General features: G+C 45.2%; 18 protein-coding genes. 3 read left to right on the top strand and 15 right to left on the bottom strand.

From position 1 onward, the window contains the following. Positions 1-110 precede the first annotated feature (110 nt). Positions 111-839, top strand: a complete 729-nt coding sequence (locus ACFSUS_RS02310) for a GAF domain-containing protein (RefSeq protein ID WP_381518484.1) — start codon at positions 111-113, stop codon at positions 837-839. Between the two features lie 112 nt (positions 840-951). Here the strand turns inward: ACFSUS_RS02310 and ACFSUS_RS02305 are convergent, their stop codons facing one another. The 5 genes from ACFSUS_RS02305 to ACFSUS_RS02285 form a co-directional block, all read right to left on the bottom strand. Then, positions 952-1,218, bottom strand: a complete 267-nt coding sequence (locus ACFSUS_RS02305; protein ID WP_381518481.1) for a hypothetical protein — start codon at positions 1,216-1,218, stop codon at positions 952-954. Positions 1,219-2,206: 988 nt separating this feature from the next. Then, positions 2,207-3,415, bottom strand: a complete 1,209-nt coding sequence (locus ACFSUS_RS02300) for a glycosyltransferase family 4 protein (protein ID WP_381518478.1) — start codon at positions 3,413-3,415, stop codon at positions 2,207-2,209. 156 nt (positions 3,416-3,571) lie between these two features. Next, positions 3,572-4,366 carry a glycosyltransferase family 2 protein gene (locus ACFSUS_RS02295; protein ID WP_381518475.1) on the bottom strand — a complete coding sequence of 265 codons (795 nt, stop codon included), beginning with the start codon at positions 4,364-4,366 and terminating at the stop codon, positions 3,572-3,574. Beyond that, a complete protein-coding gene (locus tag ACFSUS_RS02290; protein ID WP_381518472.1) occupies positions 4,363-4,974 on the bottom strand; it encodes a WcaF family extracellular polysaccharide biosynthesis acetyltransferase in 612 nt (203 codons plus the stop codon). Before ACFSUS_RS02290 ends, ACFSUS_RS02295 begins: the two co-directional genes overlap by 4 nt. Continuing rightward, positions 4,925-5,872 carry a glycosyltransferase family 2 protein gene (locus tag ACFSUS_RS02285; RefSeq protein WP_381518469.1) on the bottom strand — a complete coding sequence of 316 codons (948 nt, stop codon included), beginning with the start codon at positions 5,870-5,872 and terminating at the stop codon, positions 4,925-4,927. The genes ACFSUS_RS02290 and ACFSUS_RS02285 overlap by 50 nt, the downstream gene beginning before the upstream one ends. A 415-nt stretch (positions 5,873-6,287) precedes the next feature. Here ACFSUS_RS02285 and ACFSUS_RS02280 point away from each other — a divergent pair, with 415 nt between their 5' ends. Both ACFSUS_RS02280 and ACFSUS_RS02275 read left to right on the top strand, forming a co-directional pair. Continuing rightward, complete coding sequence (locus tag ACFSUS_RS02280) at positions 6,288-7,052, top strand: methionyl-tRNA formyltransferase (protein WP_381518466.1); 765 nt, start codon at positions 6,288-6,290, stop codon at positions 7,050-7,052. Between the two features lie 36 nt (positions 7,053-7,088). After that, positions 7,089-7,955 carry a polysaccharide deacetylase family protein gene (locus ACFSUS_RS02275; RefSeq protein ID WP_381518463.1) on the top strand — a complete coding sequence of 289 codons (867 nt, stop codon included), beginning with the start codon at positions 7,089-7,091 and terminating at the stop codon, positions 7,953-7,955. Between the two features lie 5 nt (positions 7,956-7,960). Here ACFSUS_RS02275 and ACFSUS_RS02270 read toward each other — a convergent pair whose 3' ends face one another. From ACFSUS_RS02270 to ACFSUS_RS02225, 10 genes are all read right to left on the bottom strand, one after another. Further along, on the bottom strand, positions 7,961-9,106 hold the full coding sequence (locus tag ACFSUS_RS02270) for a glycosyltransferase (RefSeq protein WP_381518460.1): 1,146 nt from the start codon (positions 9,104-9,106) through the stop codon (positions 7,961-7,963). A gap of 1 nt (position 9,107) precedes the next feature. After that, positions 9,108-10,286 carry a glycosyltransferase family 4 protein gene (locus ACFSUS_RS02265; RefSeq protein ID WP_381518458.1) on the bottom strand — a complete coding sequence of 393 codons (1,179 nt, stop codon included), beginning with the start codon at positions 10,284-10,286 and terminating at the stop codon, positions 9,108-9,110. Next, positions 10,286-11,671, bottom strand: a complete 1,386-nt coding sequence (locus ACFSUS_RS02260) for a hypothetical protein (protein ID WP_381518455.1) — start codon at positions 11,669-11,671, stop codon at positions 10,286-10,288. Before ACFSUS_RS02260 ends, ACFSUS_RS02265 begins: the two co-directional genes overlap by 1 nt. A 328-nt stretch (positions 11,672-11,999) precedes the next feature. Next, positions 12,000-13,007, bottom strand: a complete 1,008-nt coding sequence (locus tag ACFSUS_RS02255) for a hypothetical protein (RefSeq protein WP_381518453.1) — start codon at positions 13,005-13,007, stop codon at positions 12,000-12,002. A gap of 187 nt (positions 13,008-13,194) precedes the next feature. Beyond that, the gene (locus ACFSUS_RS02250; protein ID WP_381518450.1) at positions 13,195-14,196 is read right to left on the bottom strand and encodes a glycosyltransferase family protein; all 1,002 of its coding nucleotides are present in this window, start codon (positions 14,194-14,196) and stop codon (positions 13,195-13,197) included. Then, a complete protein-coding gene (locus ACFSUS_RS02245) occupies positions 14,193-15,440 on the bottom strand; it encodes a glycosyltransferase family 4 protein (protein WP_381518447.1) in 1,248 nt (415 codons plus the stop codon). The genes ACFSUS_RS02250 and ACFSUS_RS02245 overlap by 4 nt, the downstream gene beginning before the upstream one ends. 159 nt (positions 15,441-15,599) lie before the next feature. After that, on the bottom strand, positions 15,600-16,787 hold the full coding sequence (locus ACFSUS_RS02240; RefSeq protein WP_381518444.1) for a glycosyltransferase family 4 protein: 1,188 nt from the start codon (positions 16,785-16,787) through the stop codon (positions 15,600-15,602). A gap of 60 nt (positions 16,788-16,847) precedes the next feature. Continuing rightward, positions 16,848-17,501: an acetyltransferase gene (locus ACFSUS_RS02235; protein WP_381518441.1), complete on the bottom strand. Its 654-nt coding sequence runs from the start codon at positions 17,499-17,501 to the stop codon at positions 16,848-16,850. 64 nt (positions 17,502-17,565) lie between these two features. Further along, positions 17,566-18,279, bottom strand: coding sequence for a WbqC family protein (locus ACFSUS_RS02230; RefSeq protein WP_381518438.1), 714 nt, complete (start codon positions 18,277-18,279; stop codon positions 17,566-17,568). 39 nt (positions 18,280-18,318) lie between these two features. After that, positions 18,319-20,088 (bottom strand): hypothetical protein, encoded by a 1,770-nt coding sequence (locus tag ACFSUS_RS02225; protein ID WP_381518436.1) that lies wholly within the window; start codon positions 20,086-20,088, stop codon positions 18,319-18,321. Positions 20,089-20,124 lie beyond the last annotated feature (36 nt).

Below are 20,124 nucleotides of genomic sequence, written 5' to 3'. Positions count from 1 at the left end.
AAGTCGGATCAATACTGAACAGATCTATGAAGCAAGGCTTAATAGACGTTCGGCAATGCATATTAATAAATCTTGTTTTCCACTCGAAAACTTTACGTTGAAAGTAATTAATGACTTCCGCTCCATTACCCCCCAACGAATCTGATCGGCTCAAGGCCCTCAAAGATTACCATCTACTGGATACACTACCGGAAGATGTGTATAACGACATAACTCGACTGGCTTCGGAAATTTGCCGAACCCCGATTTCGGTAATCAGCTTAATTGACAAGGATCGGCAATGGTTCAAGTCAAAACAGCGTCTTAAGTCGGACGAAACACCGCGAGAATACTCGTTCTGCGCGCACGCCATCTTAAATCCTGATGAGATTTTTGTTGTTCCCGATGCCCGGCTTGATGACCGCTTCTCGGATAATCCAATGACAACTGGCTATCCAAACATTGTCTTCTACGCAGGAGTACCCTTAGTTAATCCTGATGGGTATCCGCTGGGCACATTGTGCATTATTGACAACCGGCCTCGTACCTTAACCGACAATCAATTGCTGTCGTTGCAAGCGTTGGCTAAGTTAGTTAATACCCACTTCGAACTGAGGAAGGCAAAAATGGAACTGGAAAATACAAAAAATCAACTCAATGTAGTTGAGCGAACCATAGGAACATCAAAGGATATTGTAGCAGCCGATGTACAGCCACTAATACCATTGATGCTCAATCGCATCGAGGCACTAATCAACACTAACCCCCGTCCGGATCAGGTTCCTCATCTAACGTCGCTTCGAGAAGTCGGCTATTCGTTAGAAAAAGCATTACAAGATCTCAAGACCACAAGCGCCTAGTAACGAGTTCGCTCAAAAAAAGCGATGGCGAAGCTGATTGAGCTTCGCCATCGCTTTTTTATGATTTTGCAAAAGTTTGATAAATGGGTTGACTTGAACAGGCTGGTAAGAATTAAGCTGTTTCTTGTAATTCTTCGGCAAGCTTGAGGGTACTAGTCAAATAATCAACCACATTACGCTGATAACTCGCTTTTACTGCTTCAAGAGAGAAGTCAGTAGCGCTTATACTCAATACAGCACGAGAGACTGGTAGATAACGGGCTAATTTGTTAACTAACGTTATAACAATTAATCGTTCGTCGTCCAGCGTTCCAACTTCCGCAACAAATGGCAGTTGTTTAACTATTCTCATTTGGTGGGTTAAATCTAAACTTATCATGGTGATGGAGAAAGTCTTTGCGAAAGTATAGTATATTTTAATAAGAAGGTATTTCTCTATTGTATATTGTATAAACGGCTATTTACCAATATGAGATAACATTTAACATACTAACATAAACATAGCCCAAAAAACGTACTTCTTATAACCTTGTTACACTTATACAACGAAAATGTAATGGTCGTTGGTAAGTACTAATGTCCTCCTAGATAAGAAACGTTTTTTCTAAGCCACGCCTTCAAGTTCGTAGCGTAGCCTACAAGCTACAGACGCGCAAGCCCCGATTTGGGCCGGGGCTCTTGTATCGATTATATTGTTACTACAGAATGTGCAATGTTTGTATAGTCGTTAATTATTATCTCTTATTAGCAGCTCGGCCAGAACGAATAAGCTTATTAAAACCGTCTGCTCACTTGTAACCGGTCTGAGAGGTTAAGTTTAAGATAAACAGGCTGAATGTACTCGTAAGTGCCGAGATAATCTGAATGAGGATGAAACTCGTACAATGTGAGTTCAATGTCCTCGATGTCATTAAGGCTAAATAGCTGCCATCGATTATTGGCTTCAGACTGTTCAGTAGGAACTACATCTCTACAAAAACCATAAAGACTTGTGGTTTGAGTGCCTTTATACAAACCTGCTATATAAGGTTCAATTGTACGCCAGGTGTTTTTGTGCCTAATCTGAACAACCCGATGGTTAGTGATTGCGGAATCAATAATTGTCAAAAAATCATTCTGTAGTGCTGCGTCCATAGCCTAATTATTTTAAGCGAATGCCATTCAATGGTATGGTAAAATGATCTAATGGCTTGACTAAGCTGCTACATTTACTATGCCAAACGCGTTGTGAGCGTAGATTTTTCTTTTTTACGTAGGAACGGCTTGGTAGATAGTCTCTCTAGTGCTGTATTAGTTGAGAACAGTATAAACAAAGAAAGCCGCCTGGTCGATGAACCAGGCGGCTTTCTTTGTTTATACTGTTTCGTTTATAAGTAATCGACCAAACGCCGACTCACTATGCCGTTCTGTAACTCTCGGCGTAACACTGCCTTGCGACGACGTGGGTGGGTTGAAACGTACATGACTCGCATCTTAAGCACAAAGCTCACCATCATATAGATACCAAATAAGCAGCCTAAAATAATCAGTGATTGAGTGTTAGAGATGTTTCTGTGCAGTAAGAAAAAGAGAATTGTGTTCAACAACGACATGCCACACAACACAGCCGTTGCCTTAGCATGCGATAAACCGTTGTCCAGCAAAATATGGTGCATGTGATTACGGTCAGCGGAGAACGGTGAACGGCCGGCTAAAATTCTTACCAGGAAAACACGCAGCGTATCAAAGATTGGTATAATCAAAATTACGATCGCAATAATTGGTGCGTTGAAAAAGGCGGTTGGTTCGTAGCGGTAAGATGCGTTTAAATTGACAAAACGTACGGCGAAGAAAGCCAGCATAAAACCAATAATCAATGAGCCGGTATTGCCCATGAATATCTTACTGGTCTTTGAAAAGTTAAAACGCAGGAAGCCAATCAAAGCGCCCGACAGGGTAAAGGCTAAACACGCCATCGTAAAATGATTGGTCAGCAGAAACCAAGCACCAAACGTGCCGCTGGCAATGGTGGCAATGCCTCCGGCGAGTCCGTCAATGCCGTCGATCAGGTTGATAGCATTCGTTAATGCGATAAAAATGAAGCACGTTAGCAGGATGCCGATGATCTCCTGAATATGATGGAAGCCCATGATACCATATAGATAATCAACACGTAGATCGCCGAAGAAAATCAGAATCATAGCTGCCAGCACCTGAAAAAGAATCTTTTTGTTAGGATCGATGCCAACTAAATCATCTTTAATACCAATAAAAAATAAGATCGTCATGCCTGCAACTGACAGGTTTGTACGGTAAATATCGGTTTGGTCAATGCTAGGCCATAGGAAATAAGCAATCAGAATGGCTGCATAAATGGCAATTCCTCCAAAAGTAGGCGTTGGTGTGGAGTGAGACCGGCGTTCGCCAGGTTTCTCCATGAGCGATTTTAATTCGGATATTTTTATGACAACAGGGATGGCTACAACCGAAATGAAACAGGCTACCAAAAAGGAGAGGGTGCACTGATACAAACCGAGTGTAAACAAGTCATCGTTTAATTTATGTTGCAGAAATGCAATCAATAAATCAATATTCATAAGGCAGGATTATTTAATACTGTAGCGCCCAATAAAACCTGGCGTGGAAAATCTATATCAGTTAGGCTACGTAACCTTACCATGAAACAAAGAATTTTATAGACGGTGGCTGCGTAAAATTCACTGATTTATCCAATTTTTCAATTTTTATTTGATTTAACGGTTCGACACTTCGGGGGCCTTATACGTTGGATCTCCCGGTGGCTTAGTTATGTATTGTGTTATCTTCCGTAACGGCTTGAGCCATAGTGTGAAAAAGTATGGTTTAAGTCCATTGAGCTTCCAGGCTAGTTTATCTTCCCGGTTGCCCCTCAGTCGGTTCCGAAGGCTGCTGTTACTCTGTCCTCCCGCTCGCATCACAATTGTTACCTCGTCCATGTAGGCAAGCTTGATTTTATTCTTGTGGATAAAGCGCAGGAGAAGTTCGTAGTCTGCTGCAGTTTTCAAATCAAGCCTGAACACGCCATACTGTTCATAAACCCATCGTTTGGCGAAGAACGACAGGTGCCCTGGCATCCATCCCCACAAAAACGCATTTTCGCTGTACCATCCTGACCGCCAGTAACGTTTCAATTTTCCCGTGTCATTGCGATCAACATATAACATATCACCGTAAACCGCATCGCTTTGGGCGCGTTCGAACGTAGCGACCATATTTTCAATCACCCGTTTATGCCGATAATAGTCATCGGCATTGAGCAAGCCTATTATGTCGCCGGTAGCCATCCCGATGCCTTTGTTCATGGCATCAAACAACCCTTTGTCGGATTCTGAGATGAATCGGTCAACTTTCGTGCCGTATGATTTTACAATGTCTACGGTGCCATCGGTAGACTTACCATCTACGATGATGTATTCAATGTCTGGATACGTCTGACTGACAACTGATTCAATACAGTCCCGAACGTGTTCGGCTCCGTTATAGACAACTGTTATGATAGATACTTTCACGGGTTTATGGTTCGTTGGCGAACAAAAATGGCTGGATTGCCCTGGTAAACACCATAGGCGTCTAACGACCGGGTGGCTACTGAATTGACCGATAATACCGCATGCGACCCGCATTGAACACCGGCACAAACGACGGCCTTAGCGCCGATCCATACACCATCTTCAATGGTGATGGGCTGCGTAGTGAGGTCGAACGTAGATCGCCGATAATCGTGATTACCCGTCAGAATCATACACCCCTGCGATAAACAGGCATTGTCGCCAATGACTACTTTGCTCAGGTTATCAATCCATACATGTTCACCTATCCAGACGTAATTTCCGACCTGAAGTAACCAAGGATACTTAATATTTAAGGCTGGTTTAACCATAACGCCCGTTCCTAGCTTAGCCCCGAAAAGCCGTAAAATCGCTAATTTGATAGAGACAGGAATGGGAAGGTAGGAGTTTATAAAGACTGGATTCGCTAAAAACCACAGCAATACTTTCCAGCGTGGCCCTGGATTATACCAACTGTTATTGAATCGTGACAGATCGGTTTTGACTGGCTGAACCGACTCAGGGCTGCCCGACTTTTGGGGATCGAGTTGGTCTAAGGTCTTTCCCATATTCGGTTTTGAAATAATTTATAATGGCTTCTTTCTCGCGACCAGCGTGAAAATATACCTCGAACAGTTTAGCATCTACCAAGAATCGATACCAGAGACCTTGTAAAAAATGCCACATAAGCCCCACTCGGCCTTCTAAAAAACCCAAGCGAACTATGTATCGGTATAAAAAGTACAAAAATGGACGGGTAAACAAAGGCAGAGATGCATATTGAATTTTCAGATAGCGAGTACGTTGCTCCTGCGATCCAAATAACTTCGGTTCTACGCGTTGCGTTTCGTCAAAATTGTATTTGATATTTAATAAGTCAATGACCTCGCGGATGGCGTAGTTATTATGCTTCTGAGTCCACCACGTTAGATTGTTGAGGTTGTGGTCTACTAAATCGTGCTGGAACTGAATGGTTTGAGCTGGTTTACCTGCAACGTCTGAGAGCTTAATATGCTCGTCCATCCAGATTTCTTCGCAAACTCCCTGACCTCGGCGCCATAGTCTGAGCAGCCAAATCGGGTAATAACCTCCCCGGCGCATCCAGCGGTTGAAAAACAAGACTCTGCGCTTCACATAAATACCCGAAACATCGGTTGGCAGAGAAGACAAGCGTTGCGAGATCTCTTCGGCTAATTCCGGCAACACGTATTCATCGGCATCCATCCGCATGAGCCAGGTCGTCTGGAAAGGCGTATTGGCTATACCGAAGTTGAACTGTTTTGCATAATTAATCCAGGGGTTTTGTACAACCACCGCGCCCATCGAACGTGCAATCTCAACGGTTTTATCAGTCGAGAAGGAGTCAACAATGAAGATTTTATCAGTAAATAAGTGCAAGCTCTGCAAACACCGGGCAATGTGTTTTTCTTCGTTGTGTGTCAGTAAGATGACAGATACGTCAGTCATGCTTAAATGATAAGACTATAAAAGCGTTCTGGTGGCAAACAGACACTCCTTATATGGTACTTTGTTATCCTAGTACTACTAATCTGATAAGTTACGCAATACTATAACTTTTTTTAGACGTGAAAAAGTCGTTAAAAAGACTTTACGTAAGCATTATATTGTTTTTATGCTATTTACTAGTATTAAGATATTACATATATGCTTGATTATCAGTTGTGGTAGAGCATCAAATAGTACCTATGATTAGCTGAGTACAAGTTTTATGAAAAATGCATTAACGTATCATTTAAATCTGATTTATAAATGATGGGCTAGTAAACTCATTTACTATTTAAATGTCAGTCGATAAAATGAACATGAGCCTTCAATTAGAATCAGTAGTTTTGTGTCTTCAACCATCGCTATATGACCGTTTATGCGCCTAGTGATTCTTACGCAGGATGACCCGTTTTATTTAGCCCGTAACATCGACTACTTACTGAAAAAGTTACCGTCTTATGCCGAAGTGGTAGCAACCGTGGTATTTGAGGTGTCGCCATTTGGCAAACGGGAAAGTTTTACGGAGAAGATAAAAAAGACCTACGATATTTTCGGGCTGCCCTTTTTTGTGCGTTACGGAGTCAAATTTGTCGCTTCAAAATTAGATAGCCGTAACAATGTCCGTAAGACGCTGGCGGATCGGGGCATTCCATTGATTCATATAGAAGGGAGCATCAATAAAGATGAGAACCTGGAAAAGTTACGTTCCTATAAGCCTGATTTATTGGTATCCATTGCGGGTAACCAGATTTTCAAGCAGAAGCTTCTGGACGTCGCTACCCACGGTTGTATCAATTTGCACACAGCGCTCTTACCCAAATATCGCGGCCTAATGCCGTCGTTCTGGGTGCTTAAAAACGGTGAGACACATACCGGCGTCTCGGTGTTTTTTGTCGACGAAGGCATTGACAGCGGACCTATTCTGGTACAAAATAAGCTCGCTATCGGCAACATGAGCCAGGCCGAACTGATCGATGTGACGAAGAAAATGGGTATGGACGCTATCTTGGAATCCATCGACAAAATTCATTCGGGTAACTACGAGCTGATTGAGAACGATGCGTCTCAAATGACCTATTTTTCGTTTCCAACCCGCGACGATGTACAAGCATTTTTGGCGGCTGGCAAGCGTTTCTATTAATCAGTCTGAAATTGCTACTGACTGCCCCATCTTATCATGAACATCCTGACCTTCGATATTGAAGAGTGGTTTCATATTTTGGATAACGCGTCTACTCGTACGGAGGCTGAGTGGAGCCGTTACGATACACGCATCCATACAAACATGGACCGCATTTTTCAGCTGTTAGCCGATACCAACAGCCGGGCAACATTTTTCTGCCTGGGTTGGGTAGCCGATAAGCATCCCGATGTGATCCGGCGGATCGATGCGGCCGGATATGAAATTGCAACCCACTCATACGCACATCAGCTGGCTTACGAACAAACTCCCGCCGAGTTTCAGGCTGATTTAGAGCGGTCTATCAAGCATTTGCAGGACATAACCGGTAAAAAAGTACGATCATACCGAGCGCCTGGTTTTTCTATCAAAGAGTTTAACCGCTGGGTGTTTCCAATTTTAGTGGAGCAAGGTATTGAAATAGACTGCTCGGTATTTTCGGCAAGACGTGCACACGGTGGCGATGCGTCGTTAGGTATGTTTGCACCGGGCTACCTCAATGTTGGTGGTACTCTGTTGAAGGAGTTTCCGATTAACACGGCTGCCGTGATGGGCCAAGACTTAATTTTTTCGGGAGGGGGCTACTTTCGCTTATTACCTTATCGGGCCATTCGGGGGCTTATGCACCGGTCCGATTACGTAATGACCTACTTTCACCCGAGAGATTTTGATGCAGAGCAACCCATGATCCCTGGTTTAAGCCGGGCGCGTCGGTTTAAATCGTATTATGGTCTTAAGAATTGCCTGCCTAAGTTAAAACAGTTGCTGACGGAGTTTCCTTTTATTGACTTAGCCGAAGCGGAGCGCCAGGTAGACTGGACGAACGTACCTACGCGGGTAATTAGCCAGATAGATAAAGTGTAGTTTGATCAGTTACTGGTCAGTTTAACGTATTCCTTAAGGAGCCGCTTGGCCAGTACATCAATGTCGCACTCCTGAGCGATCATCCGTTGCGCATTTTTCGCTAAATCTTTCGAGTAGTCCGGATGGTCGAGCAGATACGTTAAGCCGTCGTATACAGACTGTTCAGTCGGTTCACAAAGGTGGGCCGACTGGTAGGACCGAATGTAATTGCCAAAGCCAACGTGCTCGGTCAGCAATGAAGGAGTGCCAGTGGCTAAGGCTTCCAGAGCTGCAATGGCAAAGCTTTCAGAGTAAGTTGGTAGTGTAAACACATCCGCATCGGCAAACGCGGCCAGCTTCTGTTCTTTTATTAACATTCCTGGTAACAGAACCCGGCCTTCCAGCTTGTGTTGACGAATGAACTGTTCTATTTCCTGCAGATAACCGTCGTCGGGACCCGCTAAAACCAGATGTAGGTCAGCCCTTTCCTGGCTCAGGCGCTTAAACGCAGGTAGTAAAATATCTAACCCTTTTTTGACATTGAGCCGACTCAGGAACAATATGATCCGCTGCTCTGGCTTTATACCATACTCTTGCTTGAACTGACCACGAGTCGGAATCTGAGCAAACTCCGACGGGCGCAGGCCATTCGGGATAATGGTGACCTGAGGATGAGGATGACCTAAGTATCGGCGGACATCTTCACGTTCCTGCTCGTTGTTTACATGAATGATTGGCGTTTGGCGCACCCACTGCCGTTGCCCGATTGTCGACATGAGTTGCTTTTTCCAGTAGCTGTGCCTGATTGTCCAGCGATCCAGCAAACCATGAATTGTCATCAGCTTTGGGGGGCGCAGCTTCAACAAGTAAGGTGCTACGCTACCAAAGTGCCAAAGGCCATGGACGTGAATGAGATCAAAGTCGTTACCGTGCTGTTTTAAGTAGTGCCAAAGTTCAATAGAAAACTCTGGAAAGAAACGACTGAACCAATGGCGAGGCACTGGAACGACCTGAACACCGGGGGCTGCGTCGTAGATCACATCATCGGCCGACACGGGGGTTAAAATAGTAATCTGGTGACCTTCTGCGGCATGAACTCGGGTGTGATCAAAGATCATTTTAGCAGGACCACCAATTGCCCATGTATAGGCACAGATATGTAAAATTTTCATGTTATACGATTTTCTTAAAGCCATCCAGCATTTCTTGGGCTACCATTTCTGGGGCATAGGGAGCAATGATACGCTGGGACAACTGGCCCATTTGTGCTGCGTTGACTTCATTTTGCATAAAGCGTAGTAAACTGCGCGTTAACTGGGCGGGCTGATCGGGATCAAAGACTAAACCATTCTGACCGTCATGCACCAGATCCTGCACACAGCCACAGCGGTTTGAAACCAACACCGGCATGCCGCAAGCCATAGCTTCATTGACAACTAATCCCCAAGGCTCTGAGCGGCTGGGTAATACTAAAACGTTGGCCAAGGCTAGTACATCAGGCACCTTAAACCAAGGTCGCCCTGGTAATATTTTTACCCAATCAGATAGATTTAAATTTGCAACTTGGCGGATTAAAGCATCATACTGCGGACCATCGCCTAGCATAATTAAGCCCCATCCGGCCGATTCTATCGACTGCCGCCGGGCTTCTGCAAAGGCATTGATCAGACTTGGCAGGTTTTTAAAGTCAATGAGCCGCCCGACAAAAACAAAGTTGTTAGCACAAAGTCCCAAAGCTTTTTGCTGAGCCAAACGGGTAGGAAGGGCGCGTTGATAAGCCGACAGCAAGGCATTATTGTCGACGGCACTTTTACGAAGCAGAATTTGCTCAGGCCGAACCCCTAATTGAATAAGGTAGTCGGCCGAGCTACTCCCAAAGCAGAAAAAACCATCGCACTGGCTGAAAATCCAGCGTTTCAAACGTTCTTTCCAGCCTCCGCGCTCGTGGTCGGCTACTGTACTCTCGTTTTGAATAATAACCCGGATGCCGCGTCTCTTCGCCCATACGAGCAACATGAGTTGCGCAGGATCGTAATAGCCAGTAAGATTGATTACATCAGGTTTATAAGCCTTTGCCCGCTGGAGTAACGCTCGCGTGCGTTCTACAACCCCTATGTCTTCGGCAAAGCGGTCGAAAAGGAGTTCATAATTGTATTGGTAAGCAGGGGCCGCCGTAGTTTCACCATCCGTGTTAGCAGTCGTTTCTATGCCGGCACGCGACCGCTCATTACGCGCGATCTGCAATACCTTCATGTCGACATTAATCTGTTTATCGACAAGCTGCTGCAAGGCCTGAAACACACTGGATTTGTAGTGAGCCCACAGAATGTTATGTACGATTAGAACGCGCATCAGACCGACTGGGCATTTGGGACCACCGCGTAGGTTTCTTCGACAGGAGGAGTTTTGGGATCAGACAAATAAGCAGGGAATAAATGCTCTACGCCAATAAACCGCATCATTAGCCCCAACGGAAACCAGAACCAGATTTCATTGGGTCGACCGTTCACAAATAATTGAACTAGTAATAACAAATAGAAATAAGCGAGAAAAACACTTAAAGGATTTGGGTTAGCTCTCATAATGCCGAAGACATGATATACGATCAAGCCATTAAGCCCTCCAAACAGGGCGAAACCCACAATCCCAAAATTGGTTAAGGATTCTAACAGCGGTATGTCGAGATACAGATACTTATAGCCAAAGCCAAAGACAAGCCTGTGTAAGTGGCCAACAAGCACGTTTGAGAAAAATGTAGTACTGAACGTACGTCCCGCAGCCGAATCGTCCAATACTGCTTTATAATTAGTTCCCTTCGCTTTCAGGCCCAGGATCGCATAGACGTTCTCCATGTTGCGTTCTATGAAATTTGATAAGTAGCCCTCCACAATGGAGTAAACGCCGTAATACTTTTTTAAAAGGAAGACGATCGCAAGCACCCCGATAAGCATTATCAAAATTGGACCGGGCCGGAACAGACTACGAACGGTTGACCGAATTTGGGCGGGCCGAACATTGAAGTAAAAAAAGATAATGACGGCGAAAATAAAAGCTAAGGTGGCCGACCGGGTTTGGGTCAGGATCAGAATGGCTACACTAAATACCCCGGAGAATAAGGCAATTAGCTTGAAAAAGAAATTGGTGTTTGGCCGGAATAACCATATCGCACAGGCAATGATACTCATGTAGGCATTTCGCGAAAACACGTGCGGGTTGCCCGACCCTTCATCATTGTTGTTAAGCGTGATGGTGGCCCGTTGCCCTAGGGTCCAGCTTGGGTCGGTTATTAGCGAATAAACAAGCCCCATATTAGACACCAGGGTGAAGAGGACGACTACCGGAATGAATACTTGCGCAATATCATTAGGAACATTGATCAGGATGAACAGGAAAATAAGGATATATGTGTAATAGATTAGGTCTTTTTGGTAGTCTTTAGGCTGAAAGGACAAATCACCCATGTACACATACATGTAAAAGATACAAACTACGATGAACCCAAGGCCTAGCCAGAATAACGTGAAGTTGGGCCGATAAAGCCGACGTAGTACCGTAAAGGGAACGCACAAGATCAAACCGCCCGCCAAGGCCAAAGCCGTAAAGGTTGTATTTCCAGGAGCAAGCCGCATGGCGTCCCGAAAGAAAAATATCAACGGATAGCCATCGATCATAATGCAAATGCCCAGAACCATTCGCATGTAATCAAGCATCTTCAACGTGCGAAAAATGCTATTCATAGACTAGTGAATTTTTGAGGTAAGCTCAGATTAGGTAATTGTTAACTTTAGCTAAGACTTGAAAAACCTTAATGCGAGCTTGTTTTTAACTAAAGATTCAATGCGCTGTACGGATAAAGATACTAGGCTTTACCGCTTTTTTTCAAATGGCCGCTACCTACTACTTGGACAAATTGTAGTACCAATTCGCTGGTACGCGTTGACAAGTTGTGTCACAATAGGTAACGACTAAGATCTGGAAAAAAGGTAAACTTTTGTATTTTTTTAAGAAAATCAGCTCCAAAAGTACGCATTTTTGTCGATACAATTTTAAGGCTCTGCCTGTCATTTACCGAATAACAGGGAGTGGCACCTTATCTATAAATCGATTCATTCGTTTCAATGCCTGGACCGTCGTTTGGCGCCATCCTCGCAAAACTACTGGCTCGATTTGTAAGCCGTAGGCAGGATTTATAGTTAGGTAAGCAGTTGGATTATGGACATTAACTAACTCCTGGTAGGTTGAGGTAAGCCTTGCTATGTCGGGTCGCGTTGTTAATTGTAAGCGGTTCTGATGCGGAAAAAAGCCTTCTTTCCAGTGAAACAGGCCCTTAAAGTTGGCAAACTGCAACGACTGAGATTGCCCGGTAGCATCTGTCACGAACCAGGTAGTGCCTTCCTGTTGTAAATGGCGCTCATGTAAATTCCAAAGGCCTACATGCCAATTCTGGTTTCTGACGACGGTTATCTTTTTGAATAATACAGGCACGTGCATCAGCCAGATCTGATCCAGACACAAACCAGCGCAAAAATCAATACGAGCACGGATACGTACTCGGTCATCCCACCAAGCTAACAGCCGATCCGTTTCCGACGAACGCCGAAAGGCCAAAAAATCGGAACTATATAAGCCGATGTTCTGAAAAAACTTTTCATCAGGCCAGCAAGCATCGGCCGGACTACGCGTAATAAATGGAGTTAGCAAGGCATTGGCCTCGGACAAGCCTTCGTTAATAGGCGTTAACGAGTTAAAAAAAAGCAGATTAGGATCAGCGTAAATGACTTCATTGGCCTGCGGATATCGCCGAAACACTTCAGTAATGAAGCCGGGTTTGCAAGCGGCTGCAAATTCCGTTGGCGTATACATTGACGATAGCTCTGTTACAGGCTGAAGAACCTCATCGAGCGGCAACAGCGGAAACGGCGGAACGAAGCTAGCTGGTAAATTCGCCGGGTTGTCGGCTAAACCGATTACCACCTGAGGGTGCCCGTTTGGACTAGCAGCGTATTTAATGAAACTATCTCCAAGCGCAAAAGCCTGAGGTAGTTGGCGGATTGTACAGATTGTTACTAACACAGTGATTGCAAAACTAACTCATTCGAACATATTGCCCAAACTCGATAGATAAGTCACAAACAGCGTGACCTTAAATTATATAGGATACGTTACTGGCTGCCACTCTTAGTAGAGAAGTATACTCGCTTAATTCTCGTCGTAAAGCCTGAGATTGTCTTGTCATGGCAGAATCTGCCGGGAAGGTAGTTTAATAGGATTCCAGTAACGCAATTATTTGATTAAAAGGCGCTTTAAGCGCTTTTCGCACTCGCTTGTAACGTAATACTACAGGAGGTTTTATATATACACACGGATAGTGGCGATAGCGGTCGTTGTGGTTAGTTAATAATCGTTCGCGGTATAAGTCGAAGAGCGGCCAGGCATCGGGGCGCATCGTAAAATCGTATCGAGTTTGGTATTTAGATACCTCTTTTGGTCGATACGGATTGTAACCGCTATAGTGAAAAAATTGTAACTCATCGGCTGTTTCTGCCTCCGGGTTGCTCACCTGCCATTGATCGGCCTCGTTCCTGGACAAGTATCGTTCATGCAGATTCCAATAAGCAACGTTGTACCCTAAACGACAATCTATTAATACGTTTTCGTAGTAGATCGGTGCAAAGTTTACCCATAGCTGATCGACAAAAAGTCCTGCGCACAAATCGTTACGGCACTCGTAAACAAGCCGATCTTTCCACCAATTCACAAACTGGCGGGCCGTGGCATCATTACGTAGGCCAATAAAGCCAAGGTTATAAATACCCGTGTTTAGGTGGTGAAGCTCGTTGGGGCGCTCCCAGTCGGGTGTCGGGAAGCACATGTGCGGGGTTAGTACCAAACTGTACTGCGTCAGGTCCTGATTCAGCTTCACCAACGGCTGAAACACAATAATGTCAGGATCGAAATAGATAACCTGTTTAACATCCGCTTGAGTGCTAAAGAAGTAATCAATGAAAAACGGTTTAACGGCCGTGTTCAACTCGGTAATGTCGTAACGTTCGCACATCCCTGCAAAGTCGGGAATGCCGATTTTATCTACTTCCACCATCGGATAGTCTGGCATCAGATCGGGCGGTAAATTGGCTACGCTGAGCTTGTCGACTAATCCGATTACATACTGATAATCAGGATTGGTTTGTTTTAACGAATCTCCCAGCGTTTGGGCTTGGGCCAGGTAGTTGACCGAGCAAATGGTAAAGGCAAGTGTCATTCAACAGTAGGTTGTTTAACCAGCATAGCTGTGTCGTACAATGCCGTCTCGATCCGGTCGATACAGTGCCGCATGGACCACTGATTTTCGATGAGTTCGAGAGCTTGTGTAGAGAGTTGCTGCCACAGAGGTTCGTCGTCTAGCAGGCGTTCGATCGCCCGGCCCATTTGACGAGTACTGCGGCTAACCAACAGACCATTCTGCTGATGAACAACCGTTTCTCGTATGCCACCTTCTGCTACGGCCACTACGGGTAGTCCGCAGGCGGAGGCTTCGAGGGGAGCGAGCCCGAATGGTTCAAGCTGAGCCGCGTAAACGAAAGCGCTGGCCTGGTTTAGTAAGCTAACGAGTTCTTCATCCGACACCATCTTTCTCAAGATTAATTCAACACCTGACTGCTTAGCCAATGCCCGCATCTGAGCTTCAAAAGCAGCGTCAGTGTAGTTGGCTACCCATACCAAAGCAGGGCGTTTTGAGGCTTTTACCTGTTGGAGAGATTCAATAATAAAGGCCGGGTCTTTTCGGGCCTGAAAACTTCCAGTGCAGATAACAAACTTCTGCCGGGGCAAATTTAAGTGCTTAAATATACTGGTGTCTACACCTAAATAGCCCACCTCCGTAGATTTACCATAAACACGTAGGCAGGTCTCAACCGAAAACAAAGAATTGACGAGAACTTTACGAAAGGCCAGTAGGTTAGTGCGTTCTTCGCGTACGAGCACCCGAAACCGGCGTTCCCGCCAAAAATCGTTGATCAACATCCGCCAGTAACTCAGGCTAGTCCAACTATGCATTGCGTCAGGAGCCATCCAAGGTAAGATAGGATTTGCTTCGTACAGATGCCGTGAAGGTTCGGCCAGGTACAGGAGCGATGGAATTTTAATGAAGCGACCAATGTAAGGCGCAGCGTATACCATACAACTATTAGCGAACAGAACATCAAATCCGCCTGCCTGCATTTGCTCGGCACATAACGCCGAATGAATCTGCATTTGACGCATGTAAGAGTCTTGTCTGAAGACAAAATACCCAAATCGATCTTTGAAGGGAACGACTTGCTGCGGTGGAGGCAAAGGAACAACATGAATTGGCCCTAACGACGAAAAATCCAGATACTCGCTGTCAGCCTGTGGAGTCGTCCAGATTTCAATCGTATGGCCACGTTCTTTAAGCCCCTTTAAGTGATAATACAACGCTCGCTTACTGCCACCGCTAGGTACGTTATGCCAAACTGCTATCTTCATGAGTGAATTCTTCCTGGGCTCCAAACGCACAAATAGCTAATTTATGCCCTAGTATGACAATGTCTCTTTTCTGTAACACTGCAATGGTTAGGCAATGCTTCATTTATTATCCAATGCCTTCTTACAAGCAGTGCTGCCGGAGACTTAAACAATCTATTGTTAACTACTCAATTGGATCAACAAAGTTAAGAGAGTTTCGACGCTTTGTTGCGCCGGGTGGCGTTCCAGTATTTTTCGTTCGAGTTGTTCGCCCATCCTTCGACGCAAGTCGGGTTGGTCAAGCAGGGTAAGAACTTGGCTACTCATCGCGTCGAGGTCGAGATAAGGAACCACAAATCCACCGTCTGTCTCAATCAATTCAGGCGCTCCCCCGGCTCCATCGAAGCAAACTACGGGAACCTGACACAAACCAGCTTCGAACACTACGAGTGGGTAAGGGTCTTCGCGGGAGCACAGCACAAACACATCGAACTGACTCATGTAGCGTAGCACCTCAGGTGTCGGCTGGATCAGGTGAACTTGATCGGCCAGCCCAGCCTTGCGAATATCGAGCAATAAATCGTCACGTAGCGGTCCTGGTGGCATGCCAACCCATACAAAATGGATGTTTTTGTCAGGGGCACGTCCAATAACCTGCCGAGCCAGTGTGACAAACAAATCGTTGCCTTTACGCCATTCGGCATTTCCGCAGCCTCCAACAATTAATGCAGCATTGGATAAGTTCAGTGATGCATATACATCTGGTTGCTGACGCGCCTGAGCTACATTACGCACCATTGCAGGCGTATCGATGAGGGTAAAAAGCGTTATGCGGGTAGGATCAACCCCATGCTTTTGCTCATAATAACGCGCCGTGGCTTTCGAAACGGATAGCAGACGCTTGGTGCGATGGAGGAGATATTTCAATTCGTCCGGTTGGGTATAGATGCGCACAGACATATCCAACTCGTGCACAAACGTTACAACCGGAATTCTATCTGGAACGCCTAATTGACTGAACCAGCGGCTACTCATGACGGTGTTCGCCAGTACTACATCGAACGAATCTGGGCGTACTTCCGCTTGAACCGTCTTTTGTTGCTCTTTCAGCTGCCGATTATGAAACTGTTCCCACAGCCCTAGCTTACCCAATACTTTGTCCGTTACCGCGTCGACAACGTAACGGTTAGGCGCTGGCCAGACCGTAACGGGGCAGATGGCGCGGTATTCGTCTACAAGCGGACCACTTTCTCCCAGGACTAAGTGCATCTGAATGCCTTGTGCTTTCAGCAGCCGCATAAGGTTCAAGAGCACCAGCTGCGCACCAGCACGATTGGCGTCGTGGCCAATAACGAGAAGTTTTTTCAATGGAGAACAGGAAAGGCAGGAAGAAAATGCGTAACTCACACCTTCCTGTCCTACGGTTTATCAATACGTTTCGTGACTAGGTTTGGGCAGCTTCCGGGCGGGGTTACCAATGTACACACCCCACTCATCGGTATCTTTATAAATCGCCGAAGCCATGCCAAGTAGGGTGCCAGTGGCAATGTGCAGAAAGTCGCGAATGGTACTGTTCACCCCAAAAAAGCAATAGGGTTCAATGACACAATGTCCCGACATAACCACGTGCGACGTAAAGAAGACGTGGTCTTTAATCTGACCATGGTGGCCAATGTGATTACCGCTCCATAGTACGACGTTGTTGCCGATTGTGGTGAACGGTTGAATGGTATTGTCCTCCAGAATAAAGCAATTTTCGCCGATCTGGTTACCAAACGTAGTTGCCTTTGAGCTGATGTAGGAAATAAACTCGTAGCCTTTTCCCTTTGCTTCCAAATAGATTCGCTCTCGATTGCGATTCATACCACGGCCCGTCATAGGCGCAAAAAACTTGTATTCCTGGGGCGAAAAAAGGGTTTCAACGTCTTCAAACGCCACCAGCGGAAGTCCTTTAAACTCTGTCCCGTTGATGTACTCACGGCTTACAGTGAAAGCCGCTACTTCATGTTCAGAATCGTGGGTAAGGTAGAAATGGGCCAGTTCAGCGGTATCCATTACTCCGAAAATAATAACTTTGGCCATGCTTGTTTAGGTGGTAGTCGAGCGTTGCTATGAACCATGCCGCACTCAATTTTTGCGTACTTTATTAAACTAATTCGTAGGCGTCGAGCATCGTTCTTACCGTCGCCACATCATTGAACATGAGTGCGTCGAGGATGGAAAGCCAGGGTATAAATTCATTTTGTCCGTTGCCCCGGCTAAACTGAGGATAGGTGACTAACTTCGACTTAATGAAGTTCAACTCAATACCGGCCTGTTCAAACGTTGGCTTATCATACAGCTCTGTGCCACCAATTGGATTGATGTAACGTGCCGCATTCTCCTGCCGACAGATATCTAATATTCGTTCCTGAGCTTTCAATTCTACGTTATTATAAATCGACGATGATGCCACCAGATGAGTGCTAAGACCTAAATAAGCGTTCAGTTCAATAAGGCTGAAGTGAACCAACTCGGCGATAGAATCGGTGCCAAAGTTGATTATTTTTTCGGTTAGCGGCATGACCGTTCCGTAACTGGGCGCTTTTCGGTAGCCCTGCTCAACGGTCTTCAATAGTTTACTACGCCACTTTGGGTCATTTGCCAGCGTAACTTCATTGATACGTTTATTCTGGCTGGCATCTTTCAAAGGTACCGTAAACAAATACTCCTGACCGTTTATCAGAAGTCGATTCCGGTTAATCCAGCCCCGATTAATAAAAGCCACATCATCATACAGCACAAACGTGTCAACAGCATTCATTAATTGCATGTATCCAATGTAAGGCAAAAAATAGGGCTGCATTATAGCAAGCGTCATAAATAGCAATGAGTTGTGAGCGAATAGATAGGAGTTGTCTTATTGATTTAACGCTATAGGAATTTGCTTGTTGATCACTTTCTTCCTGTTGTGACGTTGCGAATTTGCTTCAGGAAAGATAGTTACTGTTGTGTTAATACGTTGAAGCGTATGCAGGTCTTCATTGTACAGAAAGGGCTGATAAGACCCACACGGTAAAAAATCTTTGCAAATGTAATGACTGATAGCCGACTGCCCATAGGAACTTACTAAGGCTGCTTGTTTCAGAATCGTTCGGGGGGAATTTAATGTGTTTACAAATGGGAAAAAGTAAGTGGCCTGTTGGTTCTTAAGCACTAAAAAGACATTGCTTAAATAACTATGGGGAGTAGCCGGATCAGTTAAGGTGATAACTTGCTCATGATCTCGTTGGCATACAGTGGCAGACAAACTTGACGAAATAAGATGTACAGGCTTAGTAGGAGGAGGCTCCACAATTAAGTGTTTTTGGTAATTAGTTGCCATCTCCGTCGTAACCGTTTGCCAGGCCACTTCGCCTTCAACATGCGGAAAAAACAAGAATGACTGATTATGCTGCCAATTGTACACATCAGCTCGCAGAGCTAGCGTGTACTGACGAAGAGAATCGTGAATATATAAGTAAGAAGCTATATTGCCGGTAATGCTTAACACGGCGCAGATAACGGCATAACTCCAAAGCCACCGGGATTGCGCAATCTTTGCTACGCCAAGAACGTAGCAAAAACAAAGTGCAAACATAGAATACTGTCGGTAGTGGGGCACAACATTATTGGTGTGCTCGGTACCCGCAAAGCGTTTGTAACTTAACAGTAGGCAGGTAAGCAGAATAAAACCCAACATGAACGTAGCCGTTAAGATAAGATGCCGGGCGGTATCCGATGCGCCAGTGACAGGCGGCACATATAAGGATCTCCAGTTCACGGAACGCACAAAGCCTACTAAGCTCCAAGCAATCAATAGTAGTAGTAGCGTTCCTACTGTAACCGCCATAGCGTATCCGAAGGCGTGGCTAAGATTTGCCCAGGTGCCAATCAATTCAGCTAAAAATAAGTATGTATTGACAGGCTTACTGAAATGGGAAGTATACTGAACTGCACCCGCATTCCACTGATAGCCAAAAGAAAAGTAAACGGCTGGTATCAGAACCGTTAGCGAAATGTACAGAGCAGCTACTTGATACCGATGCGTCAGGAAATAAACTAGGGCAAGAATCGGTAATACCAATAAGCCATTCGTGTTTGATAATACGCAGAGCAGCGCCATCAAAGCTGTTAGCCCATACGACCAGCGGCTTGTCAGCCAAACGTAGTACAGGGCAAAGTAGAGAAACAATAAAACGCCTAGCGTCTGCAAGCCATACGAAAAAACTACCGTGTAGGGTATGAACTGGTAGAGTATGAACAGACACGGAACTGTAAAGAACCAATGCTTGGAAACGTGATAAACGTGAACAATTAAATGAATTGAAAAAAGTAGGAATAGACAGTTCGTTAAAAGGATGGGGGCTCGAAAATCAAACGTGCCGATTGACGATAGGAGTAGAGCTAACCCCTTCAACAGTATAAGCCGATGGTCACTGTGCTGCTCAGTAATCAAGGCTAGTTTAGTTAGCAGCGGCTGCCCCTCCGCTCTCAAAATAAGCTTATTATACCAAAAGAAATCGTCGTAGAAGGGAAAGTTGACCAACGATTTTAGAAAAACATAACTATACAGCAGAATCGGTGTGATCACCAAGAGGTAGGCGATGTACCTTACATAGTGATGCAAAGGTGTACCCCAGCGTTTCATAGTAGTAGTCAGAAACTGTAGAATAAGACATTGACA

The organism is Spirosoma soli, from assembly GCF_042684525.1.
Classification (GTDB): Bacteria; Bacteroidota; Bacteroidia; order Cytophagales; family Spirosomataceae; genus Spirosoma; species Spirosoma soli.
The sequence above is the reverse complement of the archived record's forward strand: the minus strand, read 5'-3'. Positions and strand labels throughout refer to the sequence as shown.

Excerpts from the sequence above, each read along its gene's own strand:
- ACFSUS_RS02300 (WP_381518478.1), bottom strand. The coding sequence starts at position 3,415 with ATGAATATTGATTTATTGATTGCATTTCTGCAACATAAATTAAACGAT.
- ACFSUS_RS02280 (WP_381518466.1), top strand. The coding sequence starts at position 6,288 with ATGCGCCTAGTGATTCTTACGCAGGATGACCCGTTTTATTTAGCCCGT.
- ACFSUS_RS02265 (WP_381518458.1), bottom strand. The coding sequence starts at position 10,286 with ATGCGCGTTCTAATCGTACATAACATTCTGTGGGCTCACTACAAATCC.
- ACFSUS_RS02275 (WP_381518463.1), top strand. The coding sequence starts at position 7,089 with ATGAACATCCTGACCTTCGATATTGAAGAGTGGTTTCATATTTTGGAT.
- ACFSUS_RS02285 (WP_381518469.1), bottom strand. The coding sequence starts at position 5,872 with ATGACTGACGTATCTGTCATCTTACTGACACACAACGAAGAAAAACAC.
- ACFSUS_RS02245 (WP_381518447.1), bottom strand. The coding sequence starts at position 15,440 with ATGAAGATAGCAGTTTGGCATAACGTACCTAGCGGTGGCAGTAAGCGA.
- ACFSUS_RS02260 (WP_381518455.1), bottom strand. The coding sequence starts at position 11,671 with ATGAATAGCATTTTTCGCACGTTGAAGATGCTTGATTACATGCGAATG.
- ACFSUS_RS02235 (WP_381518441.1), bottom strand. The coding sequence starts at position 17,501 with ATGGCCAAAGTTATTATTTTCGGAGTAATGGATACCGCTGAACTGGCC.
- ACFSUS_RS02290 (WP_381518472.1), bottom strand. The coding sequence starts at position 4,974 with ATGGGAAAGACCTTAGACCAACTCGATCCCCAAAAGTCGGGCAGCCCT.
- ACFSUS_RS02250 (WP_381518450.1), bottom strand. The coding sequence starts at position 14,196 with ATGACACTTGCCTTTACCATTTGCTCGGTCAACTACCTGGCCCAAGCC.
- ACFSUS_RS02305 (WP_381518481.1), bottom strand. The coding sequence starts at position 1,218 with ATGATAAGTTTAGATTTAACCCACCAAATGAGAATAGTTAAACAACTG.
- ACFSUS_RS02270 (WP_381518460.1), bottom strand. The coding sequence starts at position 9,106 with ATGAAAATTTTACATATCTGTGCCTATACATGGGCAATTGGTGGTCCT.
- ACFSUS_RS02225 (WP_381518436.1), bottom strand. The coding sequence starts at position 20,088 with ATGAAACGCTGGGGTACACCTTTGCATCACTATGTAAGGTACATCGCC.
- ACFSUS_RS02230 (WP_381518438.1), bottom strand. The coding sequence starts at position 18,279 with ATGACGCTTGCTATAATGCAGCCCTATTTTTTGCCTTACATTGGATAC.
- ACFSUS_RS02310 (WP_381518484.1), top strand. The coding sequence starts at position 111 with ATGACTTCCGCTCCATTACCCCCCAACGAATCTGATCGGCTCAAGGCC.